10 protein-coding genes, 2 tRNA genes and 3 rRNA genes are annotated in these 14330 nt (G+C 41.9%); 10 read left to right on the top strand and 5 right to left on the bottom strand.

Annotation, left to right across the window (positions count from 1 at the left end; translation table 11 throughout):
* From F3G86_RS04850 to F3G86_RS04830, 5 genes are all read right to left on the bottom strand, one after another.
* A partial coding sequence (locus F3G86_RS04850) for a Cj0814 family flagellar-dependent secreted protein (RefSeq protein ID WP_411160680.1) occupies positions 1–342 on the bottom strand: 342 nt, incomplete at its 3' end.
* Positions 343–399: 57 nt separating this feature from the next.
* Complete coding sequence (gene radA, locus F3G86_RS04845; protein WP_149722873.1) at positions 400–1740, bottom strand: DNA repair protein RadA; 1341 nt, start codon at positions 1738–1740, stop codon at positions 400–402.
* Positions 1715–2077: a VanZ family protein gene (locus F3G86_RS04840; protein ID WP_021085260.1), complete on the bottom strand. Its 363-nt coding sequence runs from the start codon at positions 2075–2077 to the stop codon at positions 1715–1717. The genes radA and F3G86_RS04840 overlap by 26 nt, the downstream gene beginning before the upstream one ends.
* Positions 2070–2936, bottom strand: coding sequence for a signal recognition particle-docking protein FtsY (ftsY, locus tag F3G86_RS04835; RefSeq protein WP_021085234.1), 867 nt, complete (start codon positions 2934–2936; stop codon positions 2070–2072). The genes F3G86_RS04840 and ftsY overlap by 8 nt, the downstream gene beginning before the upstream one ends.
* Entirely contained in the window at positions 2936–3571 is a 636-nt protein-coding gene (locus tag F3G86_RS04830; RefSeq protein ID WP_149722874.1) for a TlpA family protein disulfide reductase, read from the bottom strand. Before F3G86_RS04830 ends, ftsY begins: the two co-directional genes overlap by 1 nt.
* A 49-nt stretch (positions 3572–3620) precedes the next feature.
* Between F3G86_RS04830 and F3G86_RS04825 the strand changes: the two genes are divergently transcribed.
* The 10 genes from F3G86_RS04825 (at position 3621) to rrf (ending at position 13942) form a co-directional block, all read left to right on the top strand.
* Positions 3621–4265: a 5-formyltetrahydrofolate cyclo-ligase gene (locus tag F3G86_RS04825; RefSeq protein ID WP_149722875.1), complete on the top strand. Its 645-nt coding sequence runs from the start codon at positions 3621–3623 to the stop codon at positions 4263–4265.
* A complete protein-coding gene (gene rny, locus F3G86_RS04820) occupies positions 4186–5739 on the top strand; it encodes a ribonuclease Y (RefSeq protein ID WP_034901872.1) in 1554 nt (517 codons plus the stop codon). The genes F3G86_RS04825 and rny overlap by 80 nt, the downstream gene beginning before the upstream one ends.
* Before the next feature lie 9 nt (positions 5740–5748).
* The gene (locus F3G86_RS04815; RefSeq protein WP_149722876.1) at positions 5749–6345 is read left to right on the top strand and encodes a lipid-binding SYLF domain-containing protein; all 597 of its coding nucleotides are present in this window, start codon (positions 5749–5751) and stop codon (positions 6343–6345) included.
* Positions 6345–6911, top strand: a complete 567-nt coding sequence (locus F3G86_RS04810; RefSeq protein ID WP_188115730.1) for a DedA family protein — start codon at positions 6345–6347, stop codon at positions 6909–6911. Before F3G86_RS04815 ends, F3G86_RS04810 begins: the two co-directional genes overlap by 1 nt.
* Positions 6908–8248: a DUF945 family protein gene (locus F3G86_RS04805; protein ID WP_149722877.1), complete on the top strand. Its 1341-nt coding sequence runs from the start codon at positions 6908–6910 to the stop codon at positions 8246–8248. Before F3G86_RS04810 ends, F3G86_RS04805 begins: the two co-directional genes overlap by 4 nt.
* 333 nt (positions 8249–8581) lie before the next feature.
* Positions 8582–10092: ribosomal RNA gene (locus tag F3G86_RS04800) — 16S ribosomal RNA — on the top strand.
* A 94-nt stretch (positions 10093–10186) separates the two neighbouring features.
* Positions 10187–10263: transfer RNA gene (locus F3G86_RS04795), tRNA-Ile, on the top strand.
* 12 nt (positions 10264–10275) lie between these two features.
* Positions 10276–10351, top strand: a tRNA-Ala gene (locus F3G86_RS04790).
* A 434-nt stretch (positions 10352–10785) separates the two neighbouring features.
* Positions 10786–13690: ribosomal RNA gene (locus F3G86_RS04785) — 23S ribosomal RNA — on the top strand.
* 133 nt (positions 13691–13823) lie between these two features.
* Positions 13824–13942: ribosomal RNA gene (rrf, locus tag F3G86_RS04780) — 5S ribosomal RNA — on the top strand.
* The 16S, 23S and 5S rRNA genes sit together here with 2 tRNA genes alongside, the layout of an rRNA operon.
* The last annotated feature ends 388 nt before the right edge of the window (positions 13943–14330 follow it).

The raw sequence follows: 14330 nt of genomic DNA, 5'->3' as shown, positions 1-14330 counted from the left end.
GAAGAGATGTGTTTTGTTGTTGTATCTAACTATCTCATCAAGTGTGCTTTTATGGATTTTAAAGTCTTGCGGTAAGCCCGCTGCTTTGTTAAAATCAGCTCCCATAAAGCCAGCTTTATCTACTGTGTAGCCGTAAGCTTGAAGATCACTGAAATTTAAAGAGATGAGGCTGTTTTGTGAAGAAGTTGTATAAGTAAATTTAGCTGGCTCTTGGCTTGGCTTAATGCTCTCTTCTTTGGTTTTTTGGTTAAAAACATCACTAAAATTTGCAGACCTGCCTTGTTTGCGTTGTTGCTTGGTATATGAATTTACATTTGTGCTTAAGATGCTAATATCATTCATAACTTGCTCCTTGATATTATCTGTCAAAAAGCAAGCATGATTTGTTCCAGAGTAAATTTACATCCACTCAAGCACTTGAGTGATATCTTTGGCGTAGAAGCACTTTAAACCTTGCGTGTCAAGCGGTTTGTTTGGGATGATGGCGTTTTTAAATTTCTGCGTTTTTGCCTCTTTTAAGCGCTGATCGAGGTTGAAAATTTCTCTTATCTCGCCATTTAGACTTAGCTCACCGATGAAGACGCTGTCCTTGCTGATGGGGCGGTTTTTGAAGCTGCTGATTATCGCTGCGATGACGGCTAGATCGGCAGCGGTCTCGCTTATCTTAACGCCACCTGAAACATTTATAAAGACGTCGTAGTGCCCAAGTGGAATTTCAAGCTTTCGCTCAAGTAGGGCTAGCAGCATATCTAGGCGGTTTTTCTCAAAGCCAGTCGAGCTTCGTTTTGGATAGGCACTTTCGCAAACAAGCGCCTGAATTTCGATGCTAAGCGCCCTTGAGCCTTCCATTATGATGGTGATCGCACTGCCACTCATCGCCCCGCCGCGTGTGAAAAATTTGCTTGAGACCTCATTTGCGCTCACGAGCCCTTGCTGGCTCATCTCAAATATACCAACCTCGCTTGTCGAGCCAAAGCGGTTTTTAAATCCACGTAAAATTCTAAGCTCTCTGCTCGCGTCGCCCTCAAAATAAAGTACCACATCGACCATATGCTCAAGCACTCTAGGTCCTGCGATCGAGCCCTCTTTGGTTATGTGACCGATGATAAAAACGCAGATATTTTGGCTCTTTGCAAGCCTCATCAGTTCAAATGTGATCTCACGAACCTGCGTGATCGAGCCTGGCGCGGAGGTTATATTTTGGCTATAAAGTGTTTGAATGGAGTCAATGACTAGCACCTTGTAGTCGCTCTTTTGCACTTCTAGCATAATATCTTCTAGGCAAATTTCAGTTAGCAGGTATAAATTTTTATCCACAGCATTTAGCCTGTCAGCTCTCATTTTTATCTGGCTTTGGCTCTCTTCGCCGCTTACATAGAGCGTTTTTTTGCCGTCTTTTGCTAAATTTGAGCCGATTTTTAGAAGCAGGGTTGATTTGCCGATGCCCGGACTACCGCCTATAAGCACAAGCGAGCCCTCGACCACGCCACCACCAAGAACAAGGTCTAGCTCGCTATCTTTGGTGCTAAATCTCGTGAAATTTTGAATTTCAACTTCGTCGATGCTTATGGCTTTACTGGGTGTGCTAGCGCTTTTTGCTATCTCTTTACTTGTCTTTATCTCTTGCTGGCTAAGCTCGACAAAGCTATCCCAAGCCCCACATTGTGGGCATTTGCCCAGCCACTTTGCCTGTTGATTACCGCAGGCTTGACACTCAAAAACTGGCTTTGCTTTTGCCATAATATATCCTTTTTAAAATTTCAACTACTATCACTCCAAAGGCCGCTCCGATCATGTCTGCTACGATGTCAAGCAGGCTAAAGCTCCTGTTTGGTAAAAATGCCTGAACGAGCTCTATCTGCACGCCAAAGGCTAAAAGTAGGGCTAAATTTTTTAAAATTTTAAACTCATAGCCAAGGTAGAGTAGGATATAAAGGACGAAAAAAGCTAAGAAGTGATTTGCTTTGTCCCACGAGTTTTCGATGATCGCAGGACTTTTTGGAGTAAATGCAAGAAAATCAATCGCCAAAAGTGCAGCGAAAAAGCAAATTTTACTAAGAAATTTTACCCTACTCAAAAATGGCGTCCATCAGCTCGTCTAAAAACTCGTCTGGGTTAAATTTGATGATATCGTCCATGCTCTCGCCAACGCCTATATAAAATATAGGTAGCTCAAGCTCTCTTGCCACGCCAAATAGCGCTCCGCCCTTTGCAGTGCCGTCAAGCTTTGTGATGATGACGCCATCAAGCGAGACGATCTCGTTAAATGCCTTTGCCTGTGCGACACCAGCGTTGCCCTGCGTGCCATCAAGGATGAGAATTTTGCGGTGTGGCGCCTTTTCGTAGGCTTTTTTGCTGATACGAACGATCTTATCAAGCTCGTTTGCCAAATTTGTCTGGTTTTGAAGCCTGCCAGCCGTATCCAAGATGACGCGGTCGATGCCTTTTGCAAGGGCCGAGCTGATCGTGTCGTAGGCCACAGCTGAAGGGTCATGCCCTTGCTGGGTGGCGACTATCGGTACATTTAGCCTGATTGACCACTGGCGCAGCTGCTCGATAGCCCCAGCTCTAAATGTATCGCAAGCGCCCAAAATGACGCTTTTGCCGTTATTTTTATATAAATTTGCTAGCTTTGCGATGGTCGTCGTCTTGCCAGCGCCATTTACGCCAAGGATGAGATCGACAAATGGCTTATCAGGCTCGATCACGCGCTCTTTTTCGTAGATAAAATAACTACTCATAACGCGTCTAAGGTCGGCTCTGCTCACTTCATCTTGTGGCGGCAAGTAGTATAAAATCTCCTCTACGATCTCGTAAGCCACGTCAGCTTCTAGTAAAATTTCCTCTAAGCTCTCTTTGTCGATCTTTTTTGACTTTTTAGCCGAGCTTATCGCTCCAAAGGTCTTTTCAAAGCCTCTTTTTAAAAACTCAAGCATTATTTTATGGCCCTATTTATGTCAGTTTCGAGCATCTCTTCAGGTACAAGACCGATGTAGCCTTGAGCGTAGTCGCCATTTGCTTTAAAAAGCGCAGATGCTGGGAGTCCTTTGATGCCGCCCATCGCCTTTTCAAATAAGAAATTTCCCTCGCCAACTGCGATGTCGTATTTGATCTTATACTTTTGAGCAAATTCTTTAACTTCGTCCTCGCTCTTGTCTTCAAGCAAGACAGCAACAATGTTTAGCTCGTTTTTAAATTTCTCACTTAGGTTGTTTAAAGATGGGATCTCAGCTTTGCATGGTGGGCACCAAGTGGCGAAAAATACGTAAAGTGTCGCTTTTTTGCCATCTTTTACGTCAAAGCCATTGCTTCTTTTTGTGATCTGCATAGTTGTGCCATTAAGCAGTTTTAGACTTATCTCTTTTACTTCGTCGCTTTGTGCGCTCTCATTCATTTTTGGAGTGAGTGTGTCTTTGCTTAAATTTTCATCTTTGCTGGCATTTTCTTCTAAATTTTTACTTTGCACAGCTGGCTCGCTAGTGTTTTGCTCGCTCTTTTGGCTTTTGTCGTCGCCGCATCCGAAAAATGCAAAAAGACAAAGTGATGTTATAATTGCGCGTTTTAGTGTCATAAATTTCCTTTTGAAAAATGTTTCAGGATTATACAAGAAAGAGCATAAAATGAGCGTTAATTTAGAAAAAAACGAATTTAGAAAAAATGCAAGAGCAAATTTGATAAAGCTTGCTAAATTTAGAGCAAAATGCACGCATTATAAGGCAGCAAAAACACTTTTAAATTTGATAAATTATACAAATTCTAAAAAGGTGCTCTTTTACCTGCCGCTTAACTACGAAGTCGATGTGCTTAAAATAAGACGAAATTTATCACAAAAATGTGAAATTTTTGCCCCTTTTATGGTAGGTCTTAGCTTAGAGATGGTAAGATTGCGACTGCCATTTCTAACTTATAAATTTAATGTCAGACAGCCATCTGGCAAAAAAATGAATAATGTTAAACTCGATATGGCGGTAGTTCCAGCGATTGGGGTTGATGGAGCTATGGCAAGGATAGGGCACGGAAAAGGATTTTACGATAGATTTTTTGACACTTTGCCCGTTAAGCCAAAACTGATAGTTTTCTTAGAGGTAAAAGACTTCTACACCAAAGATGTGCTCTCGCAGGCACACGATGCGGTAGGAGACTTTTATATAACCCCAAGCAAAAATTATATAAAAAGAGGAATAAATGATAGAGGTTTTAATAGGCTTAGGAGCCGGTGTGGTGGGCGTTGGAGCAGGGTATCTCTACGCCAAAAAGATAAATGATGCAAACTACAACATATTTTTAGAGCAGGCAAAAGCAAAGGCAAAAGCCATCGAGTATGAAGCTGAGCTAACGCTTAAAAACTCTAAAATTTCAGTCCAAGAGGCTGAATTTGAGGCTAAAAAAAGATATGACGACAAGACAACAAAGCTTCAAAAAGAGTATGCAAGTAAATTTGATGAGCTGACTAAAAAAGAGAAAATTTTGCTAAATGAGCAAGAGCTTTTAAATGAGAGTAAAGAGCTTTTTGAAAAAGATAAGCAAGATGCGAAGGTCACTTACGAAGAGGGTTTAAATTTAAAAGCAACTTATCAAAACAAAGTAGAAGAGGCGATAAGGGTGCTTGAGCACGCTGCTGGCTTAACGGAAGAAGAGGCAAAAGAGGTCGTGCTAAAAAAGGTCGAGGAGAAGTCACGCGCCGACATCGCTCACATCGTTAGAAAATACGAAGAAGAGGCAAAAAGAGAGGCTAAAAAGAGGGTTAATTACATCTTGGCGCAGGCTACGTCAAGATTTGCTGGAGAATTTGCGGCTGAGCGTCTAATAAACGTCGTAAATATCAAAAACGATGAGCTAAAAGGCAGGATCATCGGCAAAGAGGGACGTAACATCAAAACCCTTGAAATGGTGCTTGGCGTTGATATCATCATCGACGATACCCCGCATGCTATCATACTAAGCAGCTTTAATCTTTACAGACGTGCGATCGCAACAAGAGTGATCGAGCTTTTGGTGGAGGACGGCAGAATTCAGCCAGCTAGGATAGAGGATCTTCACAAAAAAGTGACTGAAGAATTTGAGCAAAGCATACAAGAAGAGGGCGAGAATATCGTCATGGATCTTGGTCTAAATAAAATTCATCCAGAGATAGTAAAACTAATAGGCAAGCTTAAATTTAGAGCAAGCTATGGTCAAAATGCCCTTGCTCATAGCCTTGAAGTGGCTCACCTCGCTGGCATCATCGCAGCAGAGTGTGGTGGAGATGAAAAGCTAGCAAAAAGAGCTGGCATACTTCACGACATCGGCAAAGCGCTAACTCACGAGTACGAGGGCAGCCACGTCGATCTTGGAGCTGAAATTTGCAAACGCTACAAGGAGCATCCAGTTGTCATCAATGCGATCTACGCTCACCACGGCCATGAAGAGGCAACAAGCATAGAAAGTGCCGCTGTTTGCGCGGCTGACGCACTAAGTGCCGCTCGTCCAGGAGCAAGACGCGAGGTGCTTGAGAGCTTCTTAAAACGTGTTGAAGAGATCGAAAACATCGCAAAAAGCAAAGAGGGCATCAAGCAAGCTTATGCGATCAACGCTGGCCGTGAGATCCGTGTCATTGCAAATGCTAAGCTCATAAACGACGATGAGGCAGTGCTTGTGGCAAAAGAGATAGCTCAAGAGATCGAGAGTAAGGTGCAGTATCCTGGTGAGATCAAAGTAAGCGTTATCAGAGAGACTCGCGCTGTTGATTTTGCGAAATAACGGCAAGATATGAAATTTCTTTTATCGTTAATAATGTTTTTCTCGTTTGGCTTTACCAGCGAGGAGCTCGTGTTAGACTCGGCAAATTCGTTTATAACGACGATGAGAGGCGCTAGAAATGCTCCTATAAAAGAGCTCATCGAGCAGTCAAAAGCGACGATCATCTTTCCAAGTGTTAAAAAGGTTGGTTTTGTTGTTGGTGGCATGGGCGGAGATGGCATCATGGTCGTTGGCAACATCAACTCTCCAAGTGAAATTTTGCCAGTTAGTATAAGTGGCGGCAGCATCGGCATACAGCTTGGTTATGAAGATAGCTCGCTTGTGCTATTTATTTTTAAAGATAGTATCATCTACGACATAAAAGACGCTAAGATCACGCTTGATACGAAGCTTTCAGTGGCATTTGGCGATATCGGACGCAATTATAATAAAGTAAGCGATTTTAAATTTTCAAGCGACATCTATGCGTATGCCACAAATGATGGGTTTTTCGCTGGAGCTAGCTTTGGCGGAGCAGTCATTAGCGCAAAGGATGAAATTTTAAAACAAAGTGGCTACGCATACGAGCAACTAATATCTTCTGCTTCTAAACTTTTGGGGCAATGATGCAAGATATTATAAACTCAATCTCAACTTACGGCTACGTTGTGCTGTTTTTTTACAGCCTTGGTGGTGGCATGGTTGCGCTTATCGCTGCTGGGATATTAAGCTTTGCAGGCAAAATGGACATCACTCTTAGCATAATCGTCGCTGCCGTGGCAAACACGATCGGCGATACTTTGATCTTTTACGTCGCAAGGTTTAACAAAAGCTCGCTTATGCCTTATGTGAAAAATCACAAAAGAAAGCTTGCCTACGCTGGAATTTTGGCTAAAAAGCACGGCGATAAGATAATATTTATCAAGAAATTTATCTATGGCGTCAAAACTTTGGTGCCTATCGCGCTTGGACTTACAAAATACTCTTTTTATAAATTTAGTGTTATAAATTTGGTCTCTTCAGTGCTTTGGGCAGTGATCGTCGGTCTTGCAAGCTATAAAGCAGGGGATTATTTTATGAGTGTGAGTGACTATCTTGGCTCGCATGGATATATCATGCCACTTGCTATGGTAGGCTTATTATTTGGTATCTGGTTGTTTTTACAACACATTACAAAAAGGAGAAAAGTATGAAAAAGGTGATATCTGCTCTAATCGTAGTTATCGTGATCGTCGCAGGCGCTGTTTATTTCGCCTCAAACAAGGTTGAGGAGAACTATCAAAGGATAGTTGATAGACTAAATGATATAAATGGCTTTAAAGTTTCAGAAAACAGCTATCAAAAAGGTTTTCTTGGCTCAAAAGGATCATTTGATCTTGTAGTTTCAAAAGATCTTTTGAAAAATTTAGCTGGCAAAGATGCAGATGAGGATCTAAATTTTAAGGTGGAAAATGAAATTTCTCACTCAGTGCTTGCATTTGTAAATGGCTTTGAGATCGACTCAAAAATTTCTATACAAAATGAAGCGGTAAAAAATATCGTAGCTTCATTTCTTGGATCAAATGTCGTCGCAACGGCTAAAACAAAAGCTAGCGTGAGTGGCGATAAAGATGTAAATGTTAAATTTAGCGATATCGACTTTAGTGACAAGCAAACTATGAACATTCATACAAAGGATGTGAAATTTGGCTTGAAACTGGACGCAAAAGATAATGTAAATAGTGCAAACTTGGGCGTTGAAAAAGTTGCTTTAAAAGACCTTAACGAAGAAAATAAAGCAGAAGTTAATCTTGAAGGCGTCGATATAGATACAAGCTACACTGTGCCAGTTGAAATTTCAAAGATATTTGAGAGCAAATTAGCTCCTTACGTAGCAAAGGCTAAGATTAAAAAATTAGCATTAATAGATGAAAAGGATGGCAATGTCGCTTTAGACGATCTTGAGTATAACTCTAAATTTGAAGTCTCAAATGATCTTGGTAGCTCAAAAGATGTGGTGAAGATAGGTGCAGTTGCTGTTAATAAAGTGAAATTTACAGATTTTATCTTAGATAGCAAAATAGTAAATATCAACGTGCCAACTATAAATAATATACTTGATAGACTAAGTAATGTAAATGTTGATACAAATGAGAGTATATTTGCTGGGTTAAATTTGGACGAAGTAATGGGTCAAATTTTAGAGAAAAATCCAAGTGTGAAAGTGGATACATTAAGCTTTAAAAATGGCAATAATGCGATAAATTTAAAACTAGATGCTGCCATCAATGGCTTTAAAAGCGGAGAAAGTCAGCTTGCGATCTTTGATAAGCTATCACTTAATGGTGAGCTAAGCGTGGATGAGAGTTTGGCTAAATTTTTTGATACGCTCTTCCCTGAGATGACTCTTATCGAGCCAACGCTTATATCTGCTGGATATTTAAAAGAAGATGGCAAAAAAGTAGTAAGTAAATTTAAGTACGATCCAAATAAAAAAGATATTATTTTTAACGAAAAGGTCGGACTTCAAAATTTCTTTATGGGCTTTTAAAAAATAGCCTGATTTTTATCTACTTTTAAGCATCACTTCTATATACTTCACTTTCTGTTTTGCAGAATGCAGAGCAGAAAGTTCTTTTAACTTTCAATTGTTAAACTATTAGTCAATCTTTGAAATCTAAACAAGTGATCGATTGAGCCAGTCTATTATGATTAAATAATAGATTAGACAAACTAATATAAAAACTAAAAGTTTTTTTGATTAAAAACTTCATAATAAATACTAAAAGCAATTTTAGTAAAAACATTATTACTAGATTGCATTAGCAATCCTAGTCTTTAGTGTTGCTTCTTAGTAAAGCTCTGCTTTACGCTAAAGAAGGTTAATATGGAGAGTTTGATCCTGGCTCAGAGTGAACGCTGGCGGCGTGCCTAATACATGCAAGTCGAACGGACAAGTAAGAGCTTGCTCTTATGAGTTAGTGGCGCACGGGTGAGTAATGTATAGCTAATCTGCCCTACACTAGAGGACAACAGTTGGAAACGACTGCTAATACTCTATACTCCTGTCTGACATAAGTTAGATAGGGAAAGTTTTTCGGTGTAGGATGAGGCTATATTGTATCAGCTAGTTGGTGAGGTAATGGCTCACCAAGGCTATGACGCATAACTGGTCTGAGAGGATGATCAGTCACACTGGAACTGAGACACGGTCCAGACTCCTACGGGAGGCAGCAGTAGGGAATATTGCTCAATGGGGGAAACCCTGAAGCAGCAACGCCGCGTGGAGGATGACACTTTTCGGAGCGTAAACTCCTTTTGTTAGGGAAGAACAATGACGGTACCTAACGAATAAGCACCGGCTAACTCCGTGCCAGCAGCCGCGGTAATACGGAGGGTGCAAGCGTTACTCGGAATCACTGGGCGTAAAGGACGCGTAGGCGGATTATCAAGTCTCTTGTGAAATCCTATGGCTTAACCATAGAACTGCTTGGGAAACTGATAATCTAGAGTGAGGGAGAGGCAGATGGAATTGGTGGTGTAGGGGTAAAATCCGTAGAGATCACCAGGAATACCCATTGCGAAGGCGATCTGCTGGAACTCAACTGACGCTAATGCGTGAAAGCGTGGGGAGCAAACAGGATTAGATACCCTGGTAGTCCACGCCCTAAACGATGTATACTAGTTGTTGCTAAGCTAGTCTTGGCAGTAATGCACCTAACGGATTAAGTATACCGCCTGGGGAGTACGGTCGCAAGATTAAAACTCAAAGGAATAGACGGGGACCCGCACAAGCGGTGGAGCATGTGGTTTAATTCGAAGATACGCGAAGAACCTTACCCGGACTTGATATCTAACAAATCATCTAGAGATAGAAGAGTGTCTGCTTGCAGAAATGTTAAGACAGGTGCTGCACGGCTGTCGTCAGCTCGTGTCGTGAGATGTTGGGTTAAGTCCCGCAACGAGCGCAACCCACGTCATTAGTTGCTAACAGTTCGGCTGAGCACTCTAATGAGACTGCCTTCGTAAGGAGGAGGAAGGTGTGGACGACGTCAAGTCATCATGGCCCTTATGTCCGGGGCGACACACGTGCTACAATGGCATATACAATGAGAAGCAATATCGCGAGATGGAGCAAATCTATAAAATATGTCCCAGTTCGGATTGGAGTCTGCAACTCGACTCCATGAAGCCGGAATCGCTAGTAATCGTAGATCAGCCATGCTACGGTGAATACGTTCCCGGGTCTTGTACTCACCGCCCGTCACACCATGGGAGTTGATTTCACTCGAAGCCGGAATACTAAATTAGTTACCGTCCACAGTGGAATCAGCGACTGGGGTGAAGTCGTAACAAGGTAACCGTAGGAGAACCTGCGGTTGGATCACCTCCTTTCTAGAGTACATATAGATATTCTCTCACAAGATATCTATAAGAAAGATATTCTCAATCATCCTTGTTTAGTTTTGAAAGATTGATAGACCTATAGGGGCCTATAGCTCAGCTGGTTAGAGTGCACCCCTGATAAGGGTGAGGTCACAAGTTCAAGTCTTGTTAGGCCCACCAGAGAATTTAATTGGGGAATTAGCTCAGCTGGGAGAGCGCCTGCTTTGCACGCAGGAGGTCAGCGGTTCGATCCCGCTATTCTCCACCATAAAATAGTTTAACAGTAAAAGTCTATATTAAGTGTTTTTAGAAACATTTACTTTAGACTTTTAAGCGTACTTAATCTTTATTGATGACGAAGTTGCCGAAAGCAACTTTGTGCTTTAGGGGTTTCCAAAGGGTGTAACTCTTTGGTCGTAAAGACTAGCTTGCTAGTCTGCGAAGTCTAAATGTTCTTTTAATTAATATTGTTAATAGTCACAAGCAAGTTTTAAAAACAATTTTACAGGACTTGTTAAAGATTTAAATTTCTATTCTCTTTGCATTTAATGCAAAAGTTTGACATCACAATCTATTTAGGATTTAAAACTTATCTAAATAGTAGTCAATGCTTTCCGTCTTGAGAGTTAGAATTTAAATGTAGTAACATAAAGTTATCTTTAACAAGGAAGTGATGCGAATTAGAATAATCTAATATAGAAAAGGTAAGCTACAAAGAGCAAGTGGTGGATGCCTTGGCTAGTAGAGGCGATGAAAGACGTGCCAGGCTGCGATAAGTCTCGGGGAGCCGTCAAGGGGCTTTGATCCGGGAATTTCTGAATGGGGCAACCCAACTAATAGAGATATTAGTTACCGTATAACGGAGCGAACGAGGGGAATTGAAACATCTTAGTACCCTTAGGAAAAGAAATCAAAAGAGATTACGCTAGTAGCGGCGAGCGAACGCGTAAGAGGGCAAACCACTAGTTTACTAGTGGGGTTGTAGGACTGCAATATAGACTAAACTTAGCTAATAGAACGACCTGGAAAGGTTAGGCACAGAGGGTGATACCCCCGTATATGAAATCTTTGTTTTACTTAGCAGTATCCTGAGTAGGGCGGAACACGTGATATTCTGTCTGAAGCTGGGTAGACCACTATCCAACCCTAAATACTACTACTAGACCGATAGTGCACAAGTACCGTGAGGGAAAGGTGAAAAGAACTGAGGTGATCAGAGTGAAATAGAACCTGAAACCATTTGCTTACAATCATTCAGAGCCCTATGATTTATCAGGGTGATGGACTGCCTTTTGCATAATGAGCCTGCGAGTTGTGATGTCTGGCGAGGTTAAGGAAACCCGGAGCCGTAGCGAAAGCGAGTCTTAATAGGGCGTTTAGTCAGACGTTGCAGACCCGAAACGATGTGATCTATCCATGAGCAGGTTGAAACCGGTGTAAGAGCCGGTGGAGGACCGAACCCGCTAGCGTTGAAAAGCTATGGGATGACTTGTGGATAGGGGTGAAAGGCCAATCAAACATCGTGATAGCTGGTTCTCTCCGAAATATATTTAGGTATAGCGTCATGTAGTAACACTAGGGGGTAGAGCACTGAATGGGCTAGGGCATACACCAATGTACCAAACCCTATCAAACTCCGAATACCTAGTGTGTAATCATGGCAGTCAGGCGGCGAGTGATAAAATCCGTCGTCGAGAGGGGAACAACCCAGACTAACAGCTAAGGTCCCTAAATCTCATTTAAGTGGAAAACGATGTGGAGTTACTTAAACAACCAGGAGGTTGGCTTAGAAGCAGCCATCCTTTAAAGAAAGCGTAATAGCTCACTGGTCTAGTGATTCTGCGCGGAAAATATAACGGGGCTAAAATGAGTACCGAAGCTTTAGACTTAGTTTTACTAAGTGGTAGGAGAGCGTTGTATTTGCGTTGAAGGTATACCGGTAAGGAGTGCTGGAGCGAATACAAGTGAGCATGCAGGCATGAGTAGCGATAATTGGGGTGAGAATCCCCAACGCCGTAAACCCAAGGTTTCCTACGCGATGCTCGTCATCGTAGGGTTAGCCGGGTCCTAAGCAAAGTCCGAAAGGGGTATGCGATGGAAAATTGGTTAATATTCCAATGCCAACTATAATGTGCGATGGAAGGACGCTTAGAGTTAGAGGAGCCAGCGGATGGTAGTGCTGGTCGAAAGGTGCAGGTTGGAGTTCAGGCAAATCCGAACTCCTTTAAGCCGAGGCCTTACAGGTGCGTGAAGTTCTTCGGAATGAATCGTAAATCCTTGATACTGTCGAGCCAAGAAAAGTTTCTAAGTTTAGTTATAGTTGCCCGTACCGTAAACCGACACAGGTGGGTGGGATGAGTATTCTAAGGCGCGTGGAAGAACTCTCTTCAAGGAACTCTGCAAAATAGCACCGTATCTTCGGTATAAGGTGTGCCTAACTTTGTGAAGGATTTACTCCGTAAGCATTGAAGGTTACAACAAAGAGTCCCTCCCGACTGTTTACCAAAAACACAGCACTCTGCTAACTCGTAAGAGGATGTATAGGGTGTGACGCCTGCCCGGTGCTCGAAGGTTAATTGATGACGTTAGCTCTGCGAAGCGTTTGATCGAAGCCCGAGTAAACGGCGGCCGTAACTATAACGGTCCTAAGGTAGCGAAATTCCTTGTCGATTAAATATCGACCTGCATGAATGGCGTAACGAGATGGGAGCTGTCTCGAAGAGGGATCCAGTGAAATTGTAGTGGAGGTGAAAATTCCTCCTACCCGCGGCAAGACGGAAAGACCCCGTGGACCTTTACTACAGCTTGACACTGCTATTGGGATAAAAATGTGCAGGATAGGCGGGAGGCTTTGATCCATAGACGCCAGTTTATGGTGAGCCATTGTTGAGATACCGCTCTTTTTTATTCTGATAGCTAACTAGCTTGAGTTATCCTCAAGTAGGACAATGTCTGGTGGGTAGTTTGACTGGGGCGGTCGCCTCCCAAAATGTAACGGAGGCTTACAAAGGTTGGCTCAGAACGGTTGGAAATCGTTCGTAGAGTATAAAGGCATAAGCCAGCTTAACTGCGAGACATACACGTCAAGCAGAGACGAAAGTCGGTCTTAGTGATCCGGTGGTTCTGTGTGGAAGGGCCATCGCTCAAAGGATAAAAGGTACCCCGGGGATAACAGGCTGATCTCCCCCAAGAGCTCACATCGACGGGGAGGTTTGGCACCTCGATGTCGGCTCATCGCATCCTGGGGCTGGAGCAGGTCCCAAGGGTATGGCTGTTCGCCATTTAAAGCGGTACGCGAGCTGGGTTCAGAACGTCGTGAGACAGTTCGGTCCCTATCTGCCGTGGGCGCAAGAAGATTGAGGAGAGTTGACCCTAGTACGAGAGGACCGGGTCGAACCAACCACTGGTGTACGAGTTGTCCTGCCAAGGGCACCGCTCGGTAGCTATGTTGGGATGTGATAACTGCTGAAAGCATCTAAGCAGGAAGCCAACTCCAAGATGAATCTTCTTTTAAGAGCTCATATAGACTATGTGTTTGATAGGCTGGGTGTGTAATGGATGAAAGTCCTTTAGCTGACCAGTACTAATAGCTCGTCTGCTTATCTTTTAATAAGCATCACTTCCTTGTTAAGGGTAAAAACTTAATAAGATATGTTTTTATAAAACTTTGTTTATGACTTTTAACTTTATCTAGTAGTGTTAAATAAGAGATTTAGCTAATATATCTTTTATTTAACACTGCCCGTGACTATACAGACGAGGAAACGCCTTGCTCCATCTCGAACCAAGAAGCTAAGCTCGTCCTGGCTGATGATACTCTCCCTTACTGGGATGTTGGAAAAGTAGGTCGTTGCGGGCTTTGTTGTTAATCTGCTTTAATTCTTATATTATTAATCAAATTTTTTATCATTGCTATTTCTTGTCTAAGTATAAAATGTTAGTTTTTTAATTTTTACTTATTTTTAATTAGTTTTTTGTTGGTTATATGTAGTAGCATTTTTGTATCTGTTTTTATATTATTGGTTAGGCTGCCTTTTTAAATTTATTCTATTGTTGTTTTTAAATTTTTTTATTTATTGTTCTTTAAGAAAATCTTGTTTGGTTTAAAGGTAATTACTATTGCTTAGTCTCAAGTTGAGATAATAGTGCGTGATGATTTAGATTATTAGCTATATGATAATATGAAAATATAAGTTTAATGATGTGTTAAAAATTAGATTGGTTTTTTTAATTTATATTTCTATGTT

The sequence above is a fragment of the Campylobacter concisus genome (genome assembly GCF_902460595.1).
GTDB classification, from domain to species: Bacteria; Campylobacterota; Campylobacteria; order Campylobacterales; family Campylobacteraceae; genus Campylobacter_A; species Campylobacter_A concisus_BL.
Note: the sequence above shows the minus strand (reverse complement) of the source record. Positions and strands in the feature narration are given on the sequence as shown.

What these genes read in the sequence shown, in the direction of transcription:
- radA (WP_149722873.1), bottom strand. Translation starts at nt 1,740, where the DNA reads ATGGCAAAAGCAAAGCCAGTTTTTGAGTGTCAAGCCTGCGGTAATCAA.
- ftsY (WP_021085234.1), bottom strand. Translation starts at nt 2,936, where the DNA reads ATGCTTGAGTTTTTAAAAAGAGGCTTTGAAAAGACCTTTGGAGCGATA.
- F3G86_RS04830 (WP_149722874.1), bottom strand. Translation starts at nt 3,571, where the DNA reads ATGACACTAAAACGCGCAATTATAACATCACTTTGTCTTTTTGCATTT.
- F3G86_RS04825 (WP_149722875.1), top strand. Translation starts at nt 3,621, where the DNA reads ATGAGCGTTAATTTAGAAAAAAACGAATTTAGAAAAAATGCAAGAGCA.
- rny (WP_034901872.1), top strand. Translation starts at nt 4,186, where the DNA reads ATGATAGAGGTTTTAATAGGCTTAGGAGCCGGTGTGGTGGGCGTTGGA.
- F3G86_RS04815 (WP_149722876.1), top strand. Translation starts at nt 5,749, where the DNA reads ATGAAATTTCTTTTATCGTTAATAATGTTTTTCTCGTTTGGCTTTACC.
- F3G86_RS04810 (WP_188115730.1), top strand. Translation starts at nt 6,345, where the DNA reads ATGCAAGATATTATAAACTCAATCTCAACTTACGGCTACGTTGTGCTG.
- F3G86_RS04805 (WP_149722877.1), top strand. Translation starts at nt 6,908, where the DNA reads ATGAAAAAGGTGATATCTGCTCTAATCGTAGTTATCGTGATCGTCGCA.